Below are 18,203 nucleotides of genomic sequence, written 5' to 3'. Positions count from 1 at the left end.
CCAGCACCTTCCACCCGAGTACCCCCGACGACAAGGAAGTCACATGAAGGCACGCACCAACACACTGCTCGGAGCAGCGGCACTGGCCGCCGGCGCCCTGCTCCTCAGCGGATGCTCCGCCATCACCGGTTCCGGTGAGGCCGCGGCAGCCGGGCCCGACCTGCCGATCGACGATGAGATCTCGACCACGGTCGACGCGACGCTGACCGCGCTGCTGCCCTCCGCGATCGCCGAGAAGGGCCGTCTCGACATCGCCGTCGACATCCCCTTCCCGCCGATGGCCATGTACGACGACTCGAATCGCGCGATCGGCTTCGACCCCGAACTCGGGCGCCTCCTCGGGCAGAAGCTCGGCATCGACGTCTCCCTCAACAAGCAGGCGTTCGACTCGGTCATCCCCTCGCTCCAGGCCGGCAAGAACGACATCATCATGAGCGGCATGAACGACACCCCTGAGCGCCAGGAGACGGTGAGTTTCATCGATTACACGCACGGCGGCTTCGCGATCCTCGTGCCGGCCGGCAATCCCGACGGCATCACGACGCAGACCGACCTCTGCGGCATGACGGTCTCGGTGCAGAAGGCGACCGTGCAGGGAGACCTCCTGCGGGCGACGGAGTGCGGGTCCGACCCGGTGGTCGTCACCGAGCTGCCCTCCGATCTCGATGCCCAGACTGCGCTGCGGGCGGGCAAGAGCGACGCCTACGTGGCCGACGCCGTGGTCGCCGAGTACGTGGCCGCCACCACGGACGACGGCGATGCGTTCGACGTGGTGCGCGACCCCGAGAACCCGGCCGGCTTCAATCCGGTGTACAGCGGCATCGGCGTACTGAAGGCCGAGACGGAGCTCATCGATGCGATCCAGCAGGCGCTGCAGGCGCTCATCGACGAGGGTACGTACCAGCAGGTGCTGGAGCGCAACAACATCGGCGCGTACGCGGTCGACTCGGCCGAGGTGAACCAGGGGTCGGATCAGTGACCGCCCTGGAGCAGACCCGCAATGAGCTCGGGGAGGACGCCACCGACGACGATGTCGTGGCGATCCCACTGAGACGGCCATGGCGATGGATCAGCGCGGCGCTCGTGCTGTTGCTCGCCTCGGCATTCCTGTACTCCGTGCTCACGAATCCGAACATCGATTTCGCCGCCATCGGCGAGTTCCTCTTCGATCAGCGAATCCTCGAGGGCGTCGCCCTGACGCTGCTCATCACCCTGATCTCGATGCTGGTCTCGACGGTGCTGGCCATCGTCATCGCCGCGATGCGGCTGTCGTCGAATCCCGTGCTGTCGACGGTGGCGTGGTTCTACGTCTGGGTGTTCCGCGGTACCCCCCTCCTGGTGCAGATCGTGCTCTGGGGCTACCTCGGCCTCCTCTACGAGAAGCTCGCGCTCGGCATCCCGTTCACCGCCGTGGTCTTCTGGCAGGTCGACACCAACCAGCTCATCACCGCATTCGTGGCAGGGCTCCTCGCGCTGACACTGAACCAGGCGGCGTACTCGTCGGAGATCGTGCGGGCCGGCATGCTGTCGGTCGACGAGGGCCAGCGCGAGGCCGCGTACTCGCTCGGGATGTCGCCGCTCTACACCTTCCGTCGGGTGCTACTGCCCCAGGCGATGCGGGTGATCATCCCGCCGATGGGCAACGAGACGATCTCGATGCTGAAGAACACGTCGCTGCTCTCGGTCATCGCGGTGCTCGAGATCTACACGCAGGCGACCGTCATCTCGTCGCAGAACCTCAAGCAGGTCGAACTGCTCATCGTCGCGAGCCTCTGGTACCTGCTCATGACGAGCGTGCTCTCGATCCCGCAGTACTACCTCGAGCGACGGTACGGCCGGGGCACCTCCCGCGCCCTGCCGCCCACCCCCCTGCAGCGGATGCGTCGTGCATTCGCCAACCGTCGGCCCGGCGTCGCGCCGGCGCCGGAGACCAAGGCGGTCAGCGTCATATGAGCATCATCCTTCCGGTGGAGCACTCCACGAGGACGTCTCCCAACCCGCTCGTCGAGATCCGGCGCGTACGCAAGAGCTTCGGCGCGCACCAAGTGCTGCGCGATGTCTCCCTCGCGGTGCCGGCCGGCACGGTGACGGTGCTGCTGGGCCCGTCGGGCTCGGGCAAGAGCACGTTGCTGCGCTGCATCAACCACCTCGAGACGATCGACGGCGGTCGCATCATCGTCGACGGCGAGCTCATCGGCTACCGCCAGTCGGGCCACAACGCGCACGAGATGACGCCGCGCCAGATCGCCCGCCAGCGACGCGGCATCGGCATGGTGTTCCAGCGGTTCAACCTGTTTCCGCACATGACGGCGCTCGAGAACATCATCGAAGCCCCCATCGGGATCGCGGGGCGCCCGCGGACGCAGGCCAAGACCCGGGCGAAGCAGTTGCTCGACCGCGTCGGGCTCGCGGACTTCGCCGCTCACTATCCGGCCCAGCTGTCGGGCGGGCAGCAGCAGCGGGTCGCGATCGCCCGCGCGCTCGCGATGGATCCGAAGCTGATGCTGTTCGACGAGCCGACCAGCGCCCTCGACCCCGAACTGGTGGGTGACGTGCTCGATGTGATGCGCGAGCTCGCGAACGACGGCATGACCATGATCGTCGTGACCCACGAGATCGGCTTCGCACGAGGCGTGGCCGACCAGGTCGTGTTCATGGATGGCGGTGTCGTCGTCGAGTCGGGCCGGCCGGAGGACGTGCTCGACGCCCCGCAACGCCAGCGAACGCGGAACTTCCTCGAGAGCGTGCGGTAGTCGCGGCGGGGGCGCCGGCGTGCGCGCCGGAGACGGAGCCCTCGCGCAAGTGGTCAAGCGCCCGGCACCCACAAGCAGCCTCGCGGCCGGCTTCGTGCTCCTCTGCACGGGCCGGCCGCTCAGGCGGCGTCGGTAGAGTTGGCGCGCGGCTCGAGGCATCCGTCTCGCCGAACCTCTCCTCTTCACCGCAAGGACACTCGTGAGCCTCATCCGCCTGAACGACGTCAGCATCGAGTTCGACGGGCGCCCGGTGCTGAAGGAGGCGTTCCTGAAGCTCAAGCAGGGCGACCGGGTCGGCCTCATCGGCAAGAACGGCACCGGCAAGACGAGCCTGCTCGAAGTCGTGCTGGGCCGGAGCGAGCCGAGCGGCGGCACGCGGGATGTCACCCTCGGCACCACGATCGGGTACTTCTCGCAGTTCTCGGAGCTCGACGGCGAGCAGAGCATCCAGCAGCTCCTGAGCGGGCACTTCGCGCAGGTGCACGAGACGCAGGCCCGGCTCGATGAGATCGGCATGGCGCTCGCCGAGCCGATGGCGGATGACGCGATGACCCGGCTGCTCACTGAGCAAGGCGAGCTCTTCGAACGCATGGACCACATCGGCGGCTGGACCTACGAGACCACGATCGACACGGTGCTCACCCGCCTCGGCTTCGACGAGGAGCGCCGCGCTCTCTCGGTCGGACGCCTGTCGGGCGGATGGCGCAACCGCGCGGCCCTGGCGCAGATCCTCGTGCAGTCGCCCGACGTGCTGCTGCTCGACGAGCCGACGAACTTCCTCGACCTCGACGGCGTGAAGTGGATCGAGAACTGGCTCTCGGGCTTCGCGGGCGCCGTGCTCGTGGTCTCGCACGACCGCCAGTTCCTCGACGGGGTCGTCACCCGCATCATCGAGCTCGAGAACTACCGCCTGCAGGAGTACGACGGCGACTACTCGGCGTACGTGCACGCGAAGCAGTCGCGCCTGAAGATGCTCGAGAAGCAGTTCGCCCACGAAGAGGAACTGCTGGCCTACGAGCAGGCTGCGTCGGCCGCCCGCCGCGAGGCCGCTCGCAACCCGTCGAACGCGGTCGCCCGCCGGCTCGCCGACATCAAGAAGCGGCAGGCGCCGCGCCCGATCGACCAGATCATCACGGGTATCTACGAGGGACTGCGGGTCTCGAACGACCTGCTCACGGTGACTGGGCTCACGAAGAGCTTCGGGGGAGCGCCGCTCTTCGAAGGCCTCTCGTTCGACCTGCGCCGGGGTGACCGGGTCGCCGTGCTCGGCTCGAACGGCTCGGGCAAGTCGACGCTGCTCGACGTGCTGACGGGCGAGACCGAGGCCGACTTCGGCACGGTGCGCTGGGCCAAGGGCGCCAGGTACGTCTCGTACAACCGGGTGTACGCCGAGCTCGACCTCGAGGACACGGTCGGGCACGCGGTCAACGCCTACCCCGACTCGCTCGCCTTCACGGCGACGAAGAAGAGCGTCGGCCGGTTCCTCGCGATGCTGCAGTTCTCTGAGGCCGACCTGAAGCAGAAGATCGGCACGCTCTCGGGCGGTCAGCGCGCCCGCGTCGCGATCGCGCAGTGCCTGCTCTCGGGAGCTGCCGTGATCGTGCTCGACGAGCCGACGAACCACCTCGACATCACCTCGACGCAGGTCATGGAGCGGGCGCTCACGCACTTCCCGGGCGCGGTCATCGTGGTCAGCCACGACCGCTTCTTCGTCGACAAGCTCGCCGACCGGCTGCTCGTCTTCGACGGCACTCCCACCGTGCTCGAGACGGCGGCGACCGGGGCGCTCTGAGGCCGGCCCCGCCGGTTGAGTATCGACGAAGGAGCGTATCGAGACCTTCGGCTCAGGCGGGCTGCGCCGCCAGCCGGCGCTCGAGCCCTTCGAGCAGCAGGTCGAGCCCGAACTCGAACTCCGTCTGGTCGTCGCACCAGCCGAGCGTCGAGTCGGGATCGTCGTGCACGACCTCGGCGAGCATCGCGGCCAGATGCGGTGCGAGCGCGGCCAGCTGCTCGAGTTCGACAGGTGCCGGGGTGGCACCGTCGTCGCTGAGCTCCTGCACGTAGCCGTACATGCGGCTGCCGATCGCGTGCAGCGAGTGGTGGATGAGGTCGTGCGACATGCCGCCGGCGCGCATGATCCCGACGACGCCGTCGACATGGCGCATGGCGTTGGGTCCTGAGGCGCCGCGAGCGTTCATGACGTTCGGCAGCCACGGATGCCGCAGCAGCACGCGCCTGGCACCGAGGATGCGTTCGCGGAGGGTCGGCGCCCAGCTCGAGGCATCCGTCGCGGGCGGAGGCGGGAAGCCGCCGACCTCGTGCTCGATTTCGGCGAAGACGACCTCGACGAGGCCGTCGAGGATCGCGTCTTTATTGGGCAGGTGGTAGTAGATCGACATCGCCTCGACGCCGAGCTGTTCGGCGAGGGCGCGCATCGTGAGCGCCGCGATGCCGTCGCGGTCGGCGAGCTGCAGCGCGGCCTGCAGCACGCTCTCGCGAGTGAGCTGTGGGCGTGCGATGGATCGCTGCGGCATGCCTTCACCTTACAACGTCAGGCAATTGTCCTCCGGGACTGGACGCCGCCGCGTCGACGGCGTATCTTACGGCGTAAGTCTTACAACGTAAGGGAGCTGCTCATGTCCACCGAATCACTGAAGCCGGCGACATCCGCCGCCCGAACCACCATGCGTGCCGCGGTCGCCGCCCGCTTCGGCGGACCCGAGGTCGTGCGCGTCGCTGCGGCGCCCCGGCCAGAGCCCGGGCCTGGCGAACTCCTCGTGCGCGTGCGCGCCTCGACGGTGAGCATCGCCGACCATCGACTGCGGAGCCGCAGCGTGCCGCGCGGCCTCGGCCTCGTCGTCGGTCCGGTCATCGGGTTCTTCCGGCCGAGGAAGACGGTCCTGGGTATGGAAGCCGCTGGCGTCGTCGAGCGCATCGGGGAGGGCGTCGTGCGGTTCGAGCCCGGAGACGAGGTCATCGTCATGCGCGGTGCGCGCATGGGCTGCCACGCGGAGTTCGTCGTCGTCGATGCCGAGGGCGAGGTCGCCCCGAAGCCCGCGAACCTCTCGTTCGAGGAGGCCGCCGCGATCGTCTTCGGCGGGCACACCGCGCTGCGCTACCTCGACGGCGTGACGATCGGGCCGGGAACGAGGGTGCTCGTGAACGGCGCCTCGGGCGCCGTCGGCACGGCCGTTGTGCAGCTCGCGGCGGCACGGAGTGCGCACGTGACCGCCGTGACGAGCGGGCGGAATGCCGAGTTCGTTCGCTCGCTCGGTGCGACGGAGATCGTCGACTACACGCGCCAGGACTTCGCGGCGGGTTCCGGGTCGGGTGGTTCCGCCGACGGCACCCGCTACGACGTGATCGTGGAGTGCGTGGGCAACGCCCCGTTCGGTCGCGTCGCACATCTGCTGCGGCCGGGCGGCGCACTGCTGCTCGTCATCGCCGACCTGCCCGGCATGCTGGCCGCCGGCGGGCAGGCGCGCCGGAGCGGCCTCGTGGTCGACCACCGCGGCGGCCGCATGGGACGGGAGGGCATGGAGCGGCTCGCGGCGCTCGCCGAGTCGGGGTCGTTGCGCCCGGTCATCGACCGCGCCTTCGACCTCGACGAGATCGTCGAGGCGCACCGCTACGTCGACACCGGCCGCAAGCGGGGGAGCGTGGTGCTGCGGGTCGGATGAGCCGTCGGCGGAGCCGTGATCGGATTCACGATCACGCAGGGGCGGTGACGGTGCGCAACCACTCCTGCGCGCGCTTCACGAGGGCTTTCGCGGACGGCGCGTCCCGCGCCCAGTTCTCGAATCCATGCGGCGCACCCTCGACGACGTCCGTCGTCACCGGCACACCCGCGGTCCGCAGTGCGTCGGCGTAGGCCCGGTCCTCCTCCGCGAACAGTTCGATGTCGCCCCACGTGATGAAGGCCGGCGGGAGGCCGGAGACGTCGATGCGGCGGCCGGGAACGGAATACGGCGGGGCGGTTGCGGCGCCCGGCGCGGTGCCGAGGTATCCGGACCAGCCTTCCCGATTCGCCTCGTTGTCCCACACGAAGTGCTGCAGGGCATCCAGCTCCCGTCGCGCGGCCGTGCGGTCATCGAGCATCGGCGCGAAGAGCCACTGCCCGCACGGCGCCGCCTCGCCCTCGTCGTGGATCCGTTGGACCAGTCCTGCCGCGAGCCCCGCACCGGCGCTCTCGCCGCCGATGGCGATGCGCTCCGGGTCGACCCGCAGCTCCTTCGCGTGTGCGAGGAGCCAGTACCAGGCAGTCAGTACATCGTCGTGGGCCGCGGGGAAGGGATGTTCCGGGGCGAATCGGTAGTTCGCCGACACGATCACGATCCCCAGCTGCTCTGCCGTCGACAGGCACAGCGCCTCGTCCTGTTTCGCGTCACCGAAGAGCAGGCCGCCGCCATGAATCCACAGCAGCGCGGCGCCGCTGTGCGCACTCGTCGGCCGGTAGACCCGGATCCGGGTCGATCCAGTCCGCTCGTTCGTCACGCGGACGGCATTCGAGGTCGGCACGCGCAGCAGGCGTACCGCGATCCGTACAAGCCAGCGCGGCGCCGACACCTGCGCACGCCTCATCGGCTCGCGCAATTCCGGAAGCACGAGCTGAAGATCCATCGGACAGTCCCTTCATCGACCTGAGCAAAGCCTGCACCACAGTACGGCAACCGGACAACAGTGTCCGATAGCGCTGCTGCGCGCGTCGACAGCGTCCATCACCCGATCAGCGTCCGAACACGAGCGTCCGCAGCAGCACCTCGCTCAGCGGGTCGCGCGCTCGAGGAGTTCGAGGATGTGCACGTACGACTCGCCCGTCGCGCGCGTCATGCCGATCTCGCACGTGCGGTTGCACGAGGCGTGCGCGTCGAAGTCGCGTTCGGCGAGCTCCGCGGCCTCGGCGGCCGTCGCCGAGGCCGTCAGCTCGGGGTGGAGCATGCCGCGGTCGCCCGCGAAGGCGCAGCAGCCCCAGGCATCCGGAACCACCGCGTCGACGGCCACTGCGTTCGCGAGTTCGCGGAGGTGGTCGTTCGAGCCGAGCCTCGTGCTCGAGCACGTCGGATGCAGCGCGAGGGAGTCGAGCCGCTCGCCGACGTCGAGGGTGGGCAGCAGCCGCTCGGCCGCGAAGTCGACCGCGTCGACGATGCGGAGCGAGACGGGTGCGCCGTCGAGCTCCCCGACGTTCTCGAGCGCGTGCACGAGGCCCTCGGTGCACGAGGAGTTGTCGCAGACGATCGGCAGGCGCCCGCCGTCGGACGCGGCGAGCAGGGCGCGCACGGTCTTCTCGATCGCCGTCGCGTAGCCGGCTGCGAGGCCCTTCGACTTCCACGGCGTGCCGCAGCACAGCCCGTCGATGCCGGCGGGCGTGACGAGCTCGACGCCGGCCCGCTCGCAGAGCAGGCGGAACGCGGATGCCGCGCCGATGCCGTCGTCGGCCGGGCCGAACATCGAGCCGACACAGGCCGAGAAGAAGACGACGTCGCCGTTCGGCGCCGAGACGTGCGCGCGCTTCGCCCCGCCGCGCGGCAGGTCGCCCGTCCACTGCGGCACGACGTCGGTACCGAGCACCGCTCGCCCGGCGGCGCTCGCCGCCGCCGCGATCGGCGGCACGGCCTTCGCCGCGGTGAGGGCGAGCGCGGCGCCCCTCGACACCGGCGCCCAGGTCTTCGCGAGACCTGCGGCGATCGTGCGGGCCGGCCCGTTCGCCTCCTGTTCGCGCAGGCGCCGCACGAGGTCGCCCGTGTTGATCATCACGGGGCACGCCGTCTGGCACATGCCGTCGGCGGCGCAGGTCTCGACCGAGGCGTACTCTTCTGCGGCTGCGAGGCGAGCGTCGAGGCCGGTGTCACCCGCCGCCCTCGCCGCGGCTCGCGCTCGGCGCACGGCGATGCGCTGACGCGGGGTGATCGTGACGTCCTTGCTCGGGCAGACGGGCTCGCAGTAGCCGCACTCGACGCAGCGGTCGACCTCGGACTCGACCTCGGGCGTGAGCTTCAGGTGCTCGAGATGCGCGGTCGGCGAGTCGGTGAGCAGCACGCCGGGATTCAGCACGCCGGCGGGGTCGCAGAGCGCCTTGACCTCGCGCATGATCCCGTAGAGCTCCGGGCCGAACTGGCGTTCGACGAACGGCGCCATGATGCGACCCGTGCCGTGCTCCGCCTTGAGCGTGCCGCCGGCGCCGAGCACGAGGTCGACGAGTTCCTCGGTGAACCGCTCCTGCCGGGGGACCGCATCGGCGGCGGTGAAGTCCTCGGTGAGGAGGAAGTGGATGTTGCCGTCCTTCGCGTGCCCGAAGATGACCGCGTCGGCGTAGCCGTGGCGGTCGAAGAGGGTCTGCAGGGCCGCGCAGGTCGCCGCCAGCTGCTCGACGGGCACCGCGATGTCCTCGAGCAGCGCGGTGGTGCCCGGTCGACGGGCGCCGGCGATCGCCGCATACAGGCCCTTGCGGAAGTGCCAGAGCCGGGCGCGCTCCTTCGGGTCGCGGGTGACGTCGAGCGCGGGTGCACCGGCAGACGCGAGGGCTGCGGCGGCCAGTGCGAGCTGCCCGGCGAGGTCGTCGGCGTCACGGCCGTGGTACTCCACGAGCAGTGCCGCGTGCCCGTCGATCACGACGTCGTCGATGATGCCGGATGCCGCGGAGTCGGCCTGGATCACGCGGAGCGACGCCGCGTCCATCAGCTCGAGCGTGGCGGCGCCCGTGTCGACGAGGACCGGCAGGATGCCGGTGGCCGCGTCGAGCGAGGGGAACACGACGAGCGCGGTGGCGACGCTCGAGGCGATCGGCACGGTGTCGAAGACCGCCTCGGCGAGGAAGCCGAGCGTGCCCTCGCTGCCGACCATGAGGTGCGCGAGGATCTCGACGGGTTCGGTGAAGTCGAGGAAGGAGTTCAGGCCGTAGCCCATCGTGTTCTTGCCGCGATACTGCCGCTCGATCTCGGCTCGGAGGTCGGGGCGGCTGCGCACGAGGTCGCGGAGGCGGGCGAGGCCGGCGTGCAGCGCGGGCTCGGCGTCGGCGAGGCGGTGGTCGGCATCGGGCGCGGAGCTGTCGACGACGGTGCCGCTCGGCAGCGCGAACGTCAGGGCGGCGAGCGTGCGGTAGCTGTTGTGATGCGTGCCGCAGGCCATGCCGCTCGAGTTGTTGGCGATCACGCCGCCGATGGTCGCGGCGATCTCGCTGGCAGGGTCGGGCCCGAGCTTCCGGCCGTGGCGGAGCAGCCGAGCGTTGACCTGTCGCACCGTCGCGCCGGGCTGCACCCGCACGCGGTCGCCGCCGGCCTCGACCTGGATGCGGCGGAACGCGGTGCGCGTGTCGAGCAGGATTCCCTCCGTCGCGGCCTGGCCCGAGAGGCTCGTGCCGCCCGAGCGCACGGTGACCCCGAGCCCCGTCTCGGCCGCGAAGCCGAGCACCGCCGCGACCTGCTCGATGCTGCGAGGCGTGACCACGGCGGACGGCGTCAGCAGCACGTGCGAAGCGTCGACTCCCGCGACGATGCGATCGAACTCGGTGACTGAGACATCCGGGGCCGCCGGGGCCTCCGATGGAGGCGAGAGAGTCGAGACCGAGGCTGCGGCGTCGAGCGCGAAGCGGAGGCCGGCGGCGAGACGGGTGTCGCCGGGGTCGACGGCGGAGCGGTTGGCGGTGGCTGGCGCGGTCATGCGGTGCGGCTTCCTGTGGCGGCTGGACTGATGGTGCCGACGCGGATCGCCGACAGCGCGGCGGCGATCACGCAGATGACGGCGGTCGCGATGAAGGTCGCGGGGGCGGTGGGGTCGTCGGTGAAGAACAGGATCGCGGCGGGCACGATGCTGCCGCCGGCCGCGCCGCAGGCGACGAGCACGCCGGTCGCCTTCGCCGCTTCGGCGTCGTCGAGGCGATCGAGCGCGAGGCCGACCGTGAGGGCGTAGGTCGGGGCGAGTCCGACCACGGCGACGGCGATGGCGACGAGGCCGAACGTCGGGGCCGTCGGCGTGACGGCGGCGGCGAGGGCGAGCATCGCGGCGGCGGTGACGAGGCCCATGAGCAGGGCGGTTCGCGTGGTGACCCCGCTCCGCAGCATCGCCGACGAGACGAATCGGCCGACCGCCATGAGTGCCCAGAACACCGAGGTGCCGATCGCGGCGGCGGCGGGGTCGACCTGCAGGAGCTCGGCGGGGATCACGGCCGACCACCCGGCGAAGACGGTCTCGACGCCGACGTAGAGGGGAAGCGCGATCGCGAGCGGAAGCAGGGCGAGCAGGCTCGCACGTCGAAGGCCGCGTGGCCGCTCGCCGTGGACGGGGGCGGGCGCCGCGACGCCGCGCGCGCCGACGACGAGCGCGATGGCGGCGGCGACCTGCGCGGCGGCGACCACGAGGAGCACGAGCGGCGGCCGTCCGGTGCCCGCCGCGGCAGCGACGAGGGAGGGCGTGAGCGCCGCGGTCACGGCGACCGTCGCCGTGAGCGCGGTGAGGATGGCGGCCGTCGAGGTCGTCGAGACGGCCTTCGAGGCGACGCTCGCGGATGCCTCGGTGAGCCCGAACCCGAGGCCCGCGAGTGCGGCGAAGGCGATGAACGCCGGTGCGGTGGGGGCGAGGGCGGCGCCGCCGAGGGCGATCGCCTGCACGAGGCATCCGATCGCCGCAAGGTGCATGGCTCGCACCCGACGCAGCACGAGGCCCGACGCGAGCACGCCGACCAGCAGGCCGGCGAAGAGGGCGGGCACCGCTGGCGCGACGGATGCGCCGACCACTTGCTCGACCGACGGCAGCACGGCGGGGATGGCCGCCGCGGTCGCACCCATGCCGGCGAACGCGGCGTAGAGTCCTCGAACCGACGGGGTCACGGACGGCGCGCGCGGAGGTGGTGCACCGCCGCGTAGGTGTTGCGGATCGCCTCCATCGACTGGTCGTAGCTGGCCTGCGCGACGCCGATGAAGACGCAGTCGACGACCATGAGCTGGGCGATGCGGCTGCCGAGCGCGCCCGAGCGGAACCCGGTCTCGCGGGCCGCGGTGGTCAGCACGATGTCGGCGTGCTCGGCGAGCGTGGAGTGGTCGTGATTGGTGATCGCGATCGTCGTCGCGCCCGAGGCGCGCGCGATCGCGAGGAACTCGATCGTGTCGACGGTGCCGCCGCTGTGCGAGACGGCGATCGCCACGGTGCCGGGGCGCAGCGTCGCCGCCGAGGTCCACGCGGCGTGCGGGTCCGACCAGTTCAGCGCCGTGCGACCGATGCGGGTGAGCTTCTGCTGCAGATCGAGGCCGACGAACGAGCTCGCCCCGACGCCGAAGATGTCGACGCGAGCGGAGGTGCCGACCGCGTCGACCGCGGCCTGCAGCGCGACGATGTCGAGCCCCTTCGCGGTGTCGGCGATCGAGAGCGTCTCGGCCATCGAGACCTTCGCCACGATGTCGTCGAGCGTGTCGTCGCGGTCGATGTCGCCCGAGATCTCCGGCAGCCCGGCCGCCTGGAACGTCTCACGGGCGACGTCGCGGAGCACATCCATGCGGAGGTCCTTGAAGTGCTCGTAGCCCATCCGCTTGCAGAAGCGCACGACCGAGGTGGTCGAGGTGTCGCAGCGGGCGGCGAGTTCGGCGATCGAGAGTTCGGCGATCGTCGCGGGTTCCGCGACGAACAGCGAGGCGATGCGCTGCTCGCTCGGGCGCAGCTCGGGCAGGATCGCCCGGATGCGCACGAGCACCGGGCGACGGCCGGGCTCGTCGGCCCTGAGCTCGTGAGTGGGCATCAGTCTCCTCGTCGATTGTCGATGACCCGTCGGGGGCTGACACCACCCTAGAAGAAATTTTGTTACACGCCTAGCCAATGTGATGTACTTTTATGACCTACTGAGATCACCGATGCTCTTCGACCCGGCGCACACAGCGCAGTACCACCCGGACGAGGCGCACATAGCCCTGAGGAGTTCCCCCATGAACGGAGGCAACCGCGGTGTACGCGGCGCCCTCGCAGCGGTCGGCCTGGCAGCGGCCGTCGCATTGACGATCACCGGCTGCAGCCCGGCGAAGCCCGCGCCGACCGACGAGGGCACGGCGGGAGGCGCGCTCGTCATCGGCGTCACGAGCGACCCCGACACGCTCTTCCCCTGGAAGGCCACCCAGTTCCAGGCCGTCAACGTGCTGCAGAACCTCTACGGCACCCTGACCGAGTTCGACGCCGACCTCAACGTCGTGCCCGGCCTCGCCGAGTCGTGGGAGGCGTCGGAGGACGGCCTCACCGTGACCTTCAAGCTGCGCGAAGGCGTCACCTTCGCCGACGGTTCGACCTTCGGCTCCGAAGACGTGAAGTTCTCGCTCGAGGCCATCCAGGCCGAGGCGACCGCCGCCGTCTCGCGCACCTCGCTCGCGTCGGTCGCCGCCATCGAGGCGCCCGACGAGCAGACCGTCGTGCTCACGCTCACCGCCCCCGACGCCGCCCTGCCGGCGAACCTCGCCGTCATCAACATGGCGATGCTCTCGTCGGACGACACCGAGGCCGAACTCAACACGACGCCGAACGGCACCGGGCCGTTCGTGCTCGAGGACCGCAAGGCCAGCCAGTCGCTGACGCTCGCCAAGAACGACGCCTACTGGGGCGACGCCGCGAAGCTCGACACCGTCGAGTTCCGCGTCATCCCCGACGAGTCCTCGATCGTCTCGGCCATGCAGTCGGGCAACGTGCAGCTCGCCGTCTTCGACGACCCGCTCGTCGCGCAGACCGCCGAGAGCGGCACCGTCACCGTCGAGAAGACGCCCCAGCTCAGCTACCACGCACTGCAGCTGAACGCACGCCGCGGCGACCTCGCCGACGTCAACGTGCGCCTCGCGATCCAGTGCGCCGTCGACCGCCAGGAGGTGCTCGACACCGCCGCCCTCGGCGAGGGCGAGGTGACTGGCCCGATCACGTCGCCGGCGTACCGCTCCGACCCCGACGCCCGGCCCTGCCCCGAGCGGGACCTCGACCAGGCCGCGGAGTACCTCGACAAGGCCGGCAAGTCCGACGGCGTGACGATCAAGACGATCGTCTCGCAGGGCGAGTACGCGACGAGCGTCAACGAGGCGCAGAACCTGAAGGCGCAGCTGGCCGAGGCGAACATCACCCTCGAGCTCGAGGTGCTCGAGTCGGGCGCCTTCGTCGACCGCTGGATCGCCGCCGACTTCGACGCGGCCGTCGCCCTGAACGGCGGACGCCCCGACCCCGACGGCATGTACGGCCGCTACTTCACGAGCACGGGCAACCTCAACCAGGTCGCCGGCTACAGCTCTCCCGAACTCGACGCGCTGTTCGCCGAGGGCAAGCAGAGCTCCGACCCCGATGAGCGCAAGGACATCTACGCGCAGATCTCGGAGAACCTCGAAGACAACGCCGCGTGGGTCTGGCTCTTCACGAGCTACTCCTACACCGCTGCGTCGTCCGAGGTGCAGGGCTTCACGCCCATGGCCAACGGCTCGCTGCAGTACCTCCGCACCACGACGGTCAACTAAGACCCCGAACGGCGCGGCGTCCCCACACTCGCGTCGCGCCGTTCGGCCCAACCCACGGAAGACCATGCTTCGACGACTCTTCAGGAACCCGGTGCTCCGGCGCATCCTCGCCGCACTGGCGACGCTGCTCGGCGTCGCGGTGTTCGTCTTCATCATGTTGCGGGCGATCCCCGGCAACCAGATCACGGCCGGCCTCGGCACCGAGGCCGCGGCCCTCACACCCGCGCAACAGCAGCAGCTCGAGGCGTACTACGGTCTCGACCAGCCGCTCATCGTGCAATTCTTCAGCTGGCTCGGCAACATCTTCACCGGCAACCTCGGCTTCTCGGCCCGCGCGCAGCAGAGCGTGCTCGAGCTGACGGCGCAGTCGCTTCCCGTGACCATCGAGCTCGCGATCTTCTCGATCGTGCTCGCGCTCCTCATCGGCATCCCGCTCGGAATGCTGTCGGCGTCGAGGCCCGACTCTCCCCGTGATGCCTTCGGTCAGGTCGTCGGTCTCGCGGGGCTCTCGATCCCCGCCTTCCTGCTCGCGACGACCCTCCTCGCGGTGCTCGCCTCGAGCTTCGGGTTCAACCCCAACGGCGAGGGCTACGCCTACCTCGTCGACGACCCGTGGCTGAACCTGCAGCAGATGCTCCTGCCGTCGATCGTGCTCGGCTTCGGCATCGCGGCCCCCATCATGCGCACGACGCGCACGGCCGTGCTCGAGATCCGCTCGAACGACTTCATCCGCACGGCGAAGGCGAAGGGCGTTCCGCCCCGCCGGCTCCAGGCCAAGCACGTGCTCGGCAACGCGCTCGTACCCATCGTCACGATGACCGGCCTGCAGTTCGGCTACCTGCTCGGCGGCGCCGTCGTGGTCGAGCAGATCTTCTCGCTGCCGGGCATCGGCCGCCAGGTGCTGCTCGGCATCCAGCAGAAGGAGTACGCGCTCGTGCAGAGCACCGTGCTGATCATCGCGCTCTCGTTCGTGATCGTGAACCTGCTGACCGATGTGCTCTACCGCATGATCGACCCGAGGGTGCGTGCCGCATGACCGACATCACTCAGACCGCGACCCTCGCTCCGGGCGGCGGACGGACGATGGAGCGGGTGCGCCTGCTCCTCCGCAGCCGGAGCGGCCTCGTCGGCCTCATCATCGTCGTCCTGCTGGGCGTGCTCAGCCTGCTCTCGGCGTTCGGCCTGCTGCCGTACGACCCGATCGCGCAGGATCCGCCGGCCCGGCTGCAGCCGCCGTCGGCCGAGCACTGGTTCGGCACCGACCAGTTCGGCCGGGACGTGTTCTCGCGCGTTGCGGCGGGTGTCGCCAACTCGGCCCTCATCTCGCTCGTCGCGGTGGCGTTCGCCACCCTCGTGGGCACGTTCTGCGGACTCGTCGCCGGGTTCTACCGCGGCGTCTCCGACGGCGTGATCTCGGGCGTCACGAACGTGCTGTTCGCGTTCCCGCCGCTGCTCCTCGCCCTGTCGCTCGCGTCGGTCTTCGATCGCAACTGGTTCACGATCGCCGTGGCCATCGCGATCGTCTACGTGCCGATCTTCATCCGCGTGACCCGCGGGCCGGTGCTCTCGCTCCGCGAGATCGAGTACGTGAAGGCCGCGACGAGCACGGGGCAGAGCCGCTCGATGGTGATGTTCCGGCACGTGCTGCCCAACATCACGTCGATCATCATCGTGCAGGTCACGCTCTCGCTCTCGTGGGCCGTGCTGACCGAGGCCTCGCTGAGCTTCCTCGGCCTCGGCACACCGCCGCCGGCCCCGTCGCTCGGCTCCATGATCTTCGAGGCGCGCACCCTCATCGGCATCGCGCCGTGGACCATGATCGCGCCCGGCGCGGTCGTCGTCCTCCTCGTCGTGGGACTGAACCTGCTCGGTGACGGTCTCCGCGACGCACTCGACCCCAGAAACAGAGGAAAGAAATGACGCTCGACGACGACCTGGCGGATCTCGCCACCGAGGCGAGCAACCCGCGCTACGCCGAGCTCGACCGCATGAGCGTGGCGGAGATCGCCGCGGCCATGAACGAGGCCGACGCCACGGTCCCCGGCGCGGTCGAACGCGCCCTCCCGCAGATCGTTCCGGCGATCGAGGCGGCGAGCGAGCGGATGTCGCGTGGCGGGCGACTCGTCTACGTGGGCGCCGGCACCCCCGGTCGCATCGCCGTGGTCGACGCCTCGGAGTGCCCGCCGACGTTCAGCACGCCGCCCGAGCTGGTCTTCGCGATCATGGCGGGCGGCGCGTCGGCGATCGTCACCCCGACGGAGGGCGCTGAAGACGACGCCGACGCCGGTGCCGCCGCGATCGACGAGGCGAGGATCGGCCCGCTCGACACGGTCATCGGCATCGCGTCGAGCGGTCGCACGCCGTACGTGATCGCGGCCGTCGAACGGGCTCGCGAGCTCGGCGCCCTCACGGTGGGCCTCTCGTGCAACGTCGACACGGCGCTGAGCGCCGCCGCCGCGTTCCCGATCGAGGTGGCCGTCGGCCCCGAGGTGCTCACGGGCTCGACGCGGCTCAAGGCGGGCACGGCGCAGAAGCTCGTGCTCAACATGTTCTCGACGATCGTGATGGTGCGCCAGGGCAAGACCTACGGCAGCTTCATGGTCGACCTGAAGCCCACGAACCACAAGCTCCGTGACCGCGCGGTGCGGATGGTGGCCGAGATCGCCGGGGTGCCGCGCGAGCGGGCGGCCGCCACCCTCGACGGCAACGACTATGACGTGAAGACCTCGGTGCTCGTGCTCGCCCGCGGGCTCTCGCAGTCAGAGGCCGAGGCGCGCCTGGCTGCAGCAGGCGGCCGGCTCCGGCCCGCGATGGAAGGTGCATGATGCGTGTTCTCGGCATGATCTCCGGCACCTCGCACGACGGCATCGACGTCGCCGTCGTCGAGTTCTCCGAGCGAGACGGCGTGCTCTCGGGGCGTGTGCTCCACGACGCCACGACGTCGTACGCGCCCGCCCTGCGCGAGCGGCTGATCGCCGCCCTGCCGCCGGCGCGGACGACGCTCGCCGAGATCTGCGAGCTCGACACGCTCATCGGCCAGGCGTTCGCCGATGCGGCCCGCGCCGCTCGCGATGCGGTCGGCGGGGTCGACGCGGTCACCTCTCACGGGCAGACCGTCTACCACTGGGTCGACGGCGCGCACGCGCTCGGCACGCTGCAGATCGGCCAGCCCGCGTGGATCGCCGAACGGCTCGGCGTGCCCGTCGTCTCCGACGTGCGCATTCGCGACATCGTCGCCGGCGGTCACGGCGCACCGCTCGTCTCCTTCCTCGACGAGCTGCTGCTCCGCGGGCGCTCAGGTGTCTCGGCCGCGCTGAACCTCGGCGGCATCTCCAACATGACCGTCGTCGGCGAGGGCTCGCTCGTCGCCTACGACATCGGTCCGGCGAACGCGCTCGTCGACGCGGTCGTCGTCGACGAGGCGCTGAACGAGCTCGGTTACGACGACGACGCCCGAATCGCATCGGGCGGCACCGTCGACGACGAACTGCTCGCACTGCTCCTCGCCGACCCGTACTACGCGCTGACCGCGCCGAAGAGCACGGGCAAGGAGCACTTCCACCTCGCCTACGTGCGCGACGCCGAGGCGCGGCTCGGCCGCTCGCTCGCGGTCGCCGACCTCGTGCGCACCCTCACCGAGCTCACGGTGCAGTCGGTCGCCCGCGACGTGCGTGCGGCCGGCATCGGCTTCCTGGCGGTCTCGGGCGGCGGATGCCGCAATCCGCTGATCCTCGACGGGCTGCGCGCGGCGCTTCCCGGCGTCGAGGTGGTGCTCGCCGACGAGCTCGGAGCCCCGGCCGACAGCAAGGAGGCCATCGCCTTCGCCCTCATCGGCTGGTGCACCCTGCACGGCATTCCTGCCACCGTTCCCGGCGGCACCGGGGCCCGTGCCCCCCGCATCCTCGGCACCATCACCCCGGGTGACGGCCCGCTCGTGCTGCCGAAGCCGGTCGACGGCCTCCGGTCGCTCGTGCTCGAGGAGGGTCGCTGA

15 protein-coding genes are annotated in these 18,203 nt (G+C 70.4%); 10 read left to right on the top strand and 5 right to left on the bottom strand.

Features of this window, described 5'->3' with window-relative positions; translation table 11 throughout:
* Positions 1–43 precede the first annotated feature (43 nt).
* The 4 genes from ASD23_RS01230 to ASD23_RS01215 all read left to right on the top strand — a co-directional run bounded on the left by ASD23_RS01230 (position 44) and on the right by ASD23_RS01215 (position 4,545).
* On the top strand, positions 44–979 hold the full coding sequence (locus ASD23_RS01230; protein WP_056005187.1) for an ABC transporter substrate-binding protein: 936 nt from the start codon (positions 44–46) through the stop codon (positions 977–979).
* Positions 976–1,953, top strand: a complete 978-nt coding sequence (locus ASD23_RS01225) for an amino acid ABC transporter permease (RefSeq protein ID WP_056005184.1) — start codon at positions 976–978, stop codon at positions 1,951–1,953. The genes ASD23_RS01230 and ASD23_RS01225 overlap by 4 nt, the downstream gene beginning before the upstream one ends.
* On the top strand, positions 1,950–2,753 hold the full coding sequence (locus ASD23_RS01220) for an amino acid ABC transporter ATP-binding protein (RefSeq protein ID WP_056005181.1): 804 nt from the start codon (positions 1,950–1,952) through the stop codon (positions 2,751–2,753). Before ASD23_RS01225 ends, ASD23_RS01220 begins: the two co-directional genes overlap by 4 nt.
* 199 nt (positions 2,754–2,952) lie before the next feature.
* Positions 2,953–4,545, top strand: a complete 1,593-nt coding sequence (locus tag ASD23_RS01215; RefSeq protein WP_056005178.1) for an ABC-F family ATP-binding cassette domain-containing protein — start codon at positions 2,953–2,955, stop codon at positions 4,543–4,545.
* A 52-nt stretch (positions 4,546–4,597) separates the two neighbouring features.
* On the opposite strand, the gene ASD23_RS01210 is transcribed toward ASD23_RS01215, so the two are convergent.
* Entirely contained in the window at positions 4,598–5,287 is a 690-nt protein-coding gene (locus tag ASD23_RS01210; protein WP_056005175.1) for a TetR/AcrR family transcriptional regulator, read from the bottom strand.
* 102 nt (positions 5,288–5,389) lie between these two features.
* On the opposite strand from ASD23_RS01210, the gene ASD23_RS01205 reads away from it, so the two are divergent.
* Complete coding sequence (locus tag ASD23_RS01205; RefSeq protein WP_056005172.1) at positions 5,390–6,433, top strand: NAD(P)-dependent alcohol dehydrogenase; 1,044 nt, start codon at positions 5,390–5,392, stop codon at positions 6,431–6,433.
* A gap of 31 nt (positions 6,434–6,464) precedes the next feature.
* Here ASD23_RS01205 and ASD23_RS01200 read toward each other — a convergent pair whose 3' ends face one another.
* From ASD23_RS01200 to ASD23_RS01185, 4 genes are all read right to left on the bottom strand, one after another.
* Positions 6,465–7,373, bottom strand: coding sequence for an alpha/beta hydrolase (locus tag ASD23_RS01200; protein WP_056005169.1), 909 nt, complete (start codon positions 7,371–7,373; stop codon positions 6,465–6,467).
* 144 nt (positions 7,374–7,517) lie between these two features.
* Entirely contained in the window at positions 7,518–10,409 is a 2,892-nt protein-coding gene (locus ASD23_RS01195) for an FAD-binding and (Fe-S)-binding domain-containing protein (protein WP_056005166.1), read from the bottom strand.
* Positions 10,406–11,575, bottom strand: coding sequence for an MFS transporter (locus ASD23_RS01190; RefSeq protein ID WP_157376970.1), 1,170 nt, complete (start codon positions 11,573–11,575; stop codon positions 10,406–10,408). Before ASD23_RS01190 ends, ASD23_RS01195 begins: the two co-directional genes overlap by 4 nt.
* Positions 11,572–12,477 (bottom strand): MurR/RpiR family transcriptional regulator, encoded by a 906-nt coding sequence (locus ASD23_RS01185; protein WP_056005160.1) that lies wholly within the window; start codon positions 12,475–12,477, stop codon positions 11,572–11,574. Before ASD23_RS01185 ends, ASD23_RS01190 begins: the two co-directional genes overlap by 4 nt.
* A gap of 184 nt (positions 12,478–12,661) precedes the next feature.
* On the opposite strand from ASD23_RS01185, the gene ASD23_RS01180 reads away from it, so the two are divergent.
* The 5 genes from ASD23_RS01180 to ASD23_RS01160 all read left to right on the top strand — a co-directional run bounded on the left by ASD23_RS01180 (position 12,662) and on the right by ASD23_RS01160 (position 18,203).
* The gene (locus ASD23_RS01180) at positions 12,662–14,212 is read left to right on the top strand and encodes an ABC transporter substrate-binding protein (protein ID WP_056005158.1); all 1,551 of its coding nucleotides are present in this window, start codon (positions 12,662–12,664) and stop codon (positions 14,210–14,212) included.
* A gap of 64 nt (positions 14,213–14,276) precedes the next feature.
* Positions 14,277–15,248: an ABC transporter permease gene (locus ASD23_RS01175; protein ID WP_056005155.1), complete on the top strand. Its 972-nt coding sequence runs from the start codon at positions 14,277–14,279 to the stop codon at positions 15,246–15,248.
* Positions 15,245–16,132, top strand: coding sequence for an ABC transporter permease (locus tag ASD23_RS01170; RefSeq protein ID WP_082571081.1), 888 nt, complete (start codon positions 15,245–15,247; stop codon positions 16,130–16,132). Before ASD23_RS01175 ends, ASD23_RS01170 begins: the two co-directional genes overlap by 4 nt.
* On the top strand, positions 16,129–17,037 hold the full coding sequence (murQ, locus tag ASD23_RS01165) for an N-acetylmuramic acid 6-phosphate etherase (RefSeq protein ID WP_056005152.1): 909 nt from the start codon (positions 16,129–16,131) through the stop codon (positions 17,035–17,037). The genes ASD23_RS01170 and murQ overlap by 4 nt, the downstream gene beginning before the upstream one ends.
* A complete protein-coding gene (locus ASD23_RS01160) occupies positions 17,034–18,203 on the top strand; it encodes an anhydro-N-acetylmuramic acid kinase (protein ID WP_235507593.1) in 1,170 nt (389 codons plus the stop codon). The genes murQ and ASD23_RS01160 overlap by 4 nt, the downstream gene beginning before the upstream one ends.

Origin of the sequence: Agromyces sp. Root1464 (assembly GCF_001427265.1) — a bacterium.
Taxonomy (GTDB): domain Bacteria; phylum Actinomycetota; class Actinomycetes; order Actinomycetales; family Microbacteriaceae; genus Agromyces; species Agromyces fucosus.
The sequence above is the reverse complement of the archived record's forward strand: the minus strand, read 5'-3'. Positions and strand labels throughout refer to the sequence as shown.

What these genes read in the sequence shown, in the direction of transcription:
- ASD23_RS01230 (WP_056005187.1), top strand. Translation starts at nt 44, where the DNA reads ATGAAGGCACGCACCAACACACTGCTCGGAGCAGCGGCACTGGCCGCC.
- ASD23_RS01220 (WP_056005181.1), top strand. Translation starts at nt 1,950, where the DNA reads ATGAGCATCATCCTTCCGGTGGAGCACTCCACGAGGACGTCTCCCAAC.
- ASD23_RS01210 (WP_056005175.1), bottom strand. Translation starts at nt 5,287, where the DNA reads ATGCCGCAGCGATCCATCGCACGCCCACAGCTCACTCGCGAGAGCGTG.
- ASD23_RS01205 (WP_056005172.1), top strand. Translation starts at nt 5,390, where the DNA reads ATGTCCACCGAATCACTGAAGCCGGCGACATCCGCCGCCCGAACCACC.
- ASD23_RS01200 (WP_056005169.1), bottom strand. Translation starts at nt 7,373, where the DNA reads ATGGATCTTCAGCTCGTGCTTCCGGAATTGCGCGAGCCGATGAGGCGT.
- ASD23_RS01195 (WP_056005166.1), bottom strand. Translation starts at nt 10,409, where the DNA reads ATGACCGCGCCAGCCACCGCCAACCGCTCCGCCGTCGACCCCGGCGAC.
- ASD23_RS01185 (WP_056005160.1), bottom strand. Translation starts at nt 12,477, where the DNA reads ATGCCCACTCACGAGCTCAGGGCCGACGAGCCCGGCCGTCGCCCGGTG.
- ASD23_RS01180 (WP_056005158.1), top strand. Translation starts at nt 12,662, where the DNA reads ATGAACGGAGGCAACCGCGGTGTACGCGGCGCCCTCGCAGCGGTCGGC.
- ASD23_RS01175 (WP_056005155.1), top strand. Translation starts at nt 14,277, where the DNA reads ATGCTTCGACGACTCTTCAGGAACCCGGTGCTCCGGCGCATCCTCGCC.
- ASD23_RS01170 (WP_082571081.1), top strand. Translation starts at nt 15,245, where the DNA reads ATGACCGACATCACTCAGACCGCGACCCTCGCTCCGGGCGGCGGACGG.
- murQ (WP_056005152.1), top strand. Translation starts at nt 16,129, where the DNA reads ATGACGCTCGACGACGACCTGGCGGATCTCGCCACCGAGGCGAGCAAC.
- ASD23_RS01160 (WP_235507593.1), top strand. Translation starts at nt 17,034, where the DNA reads ATGATGCGTGTTCTCGGCATGATCTCCGGCACCTCGCACGACGGCATC.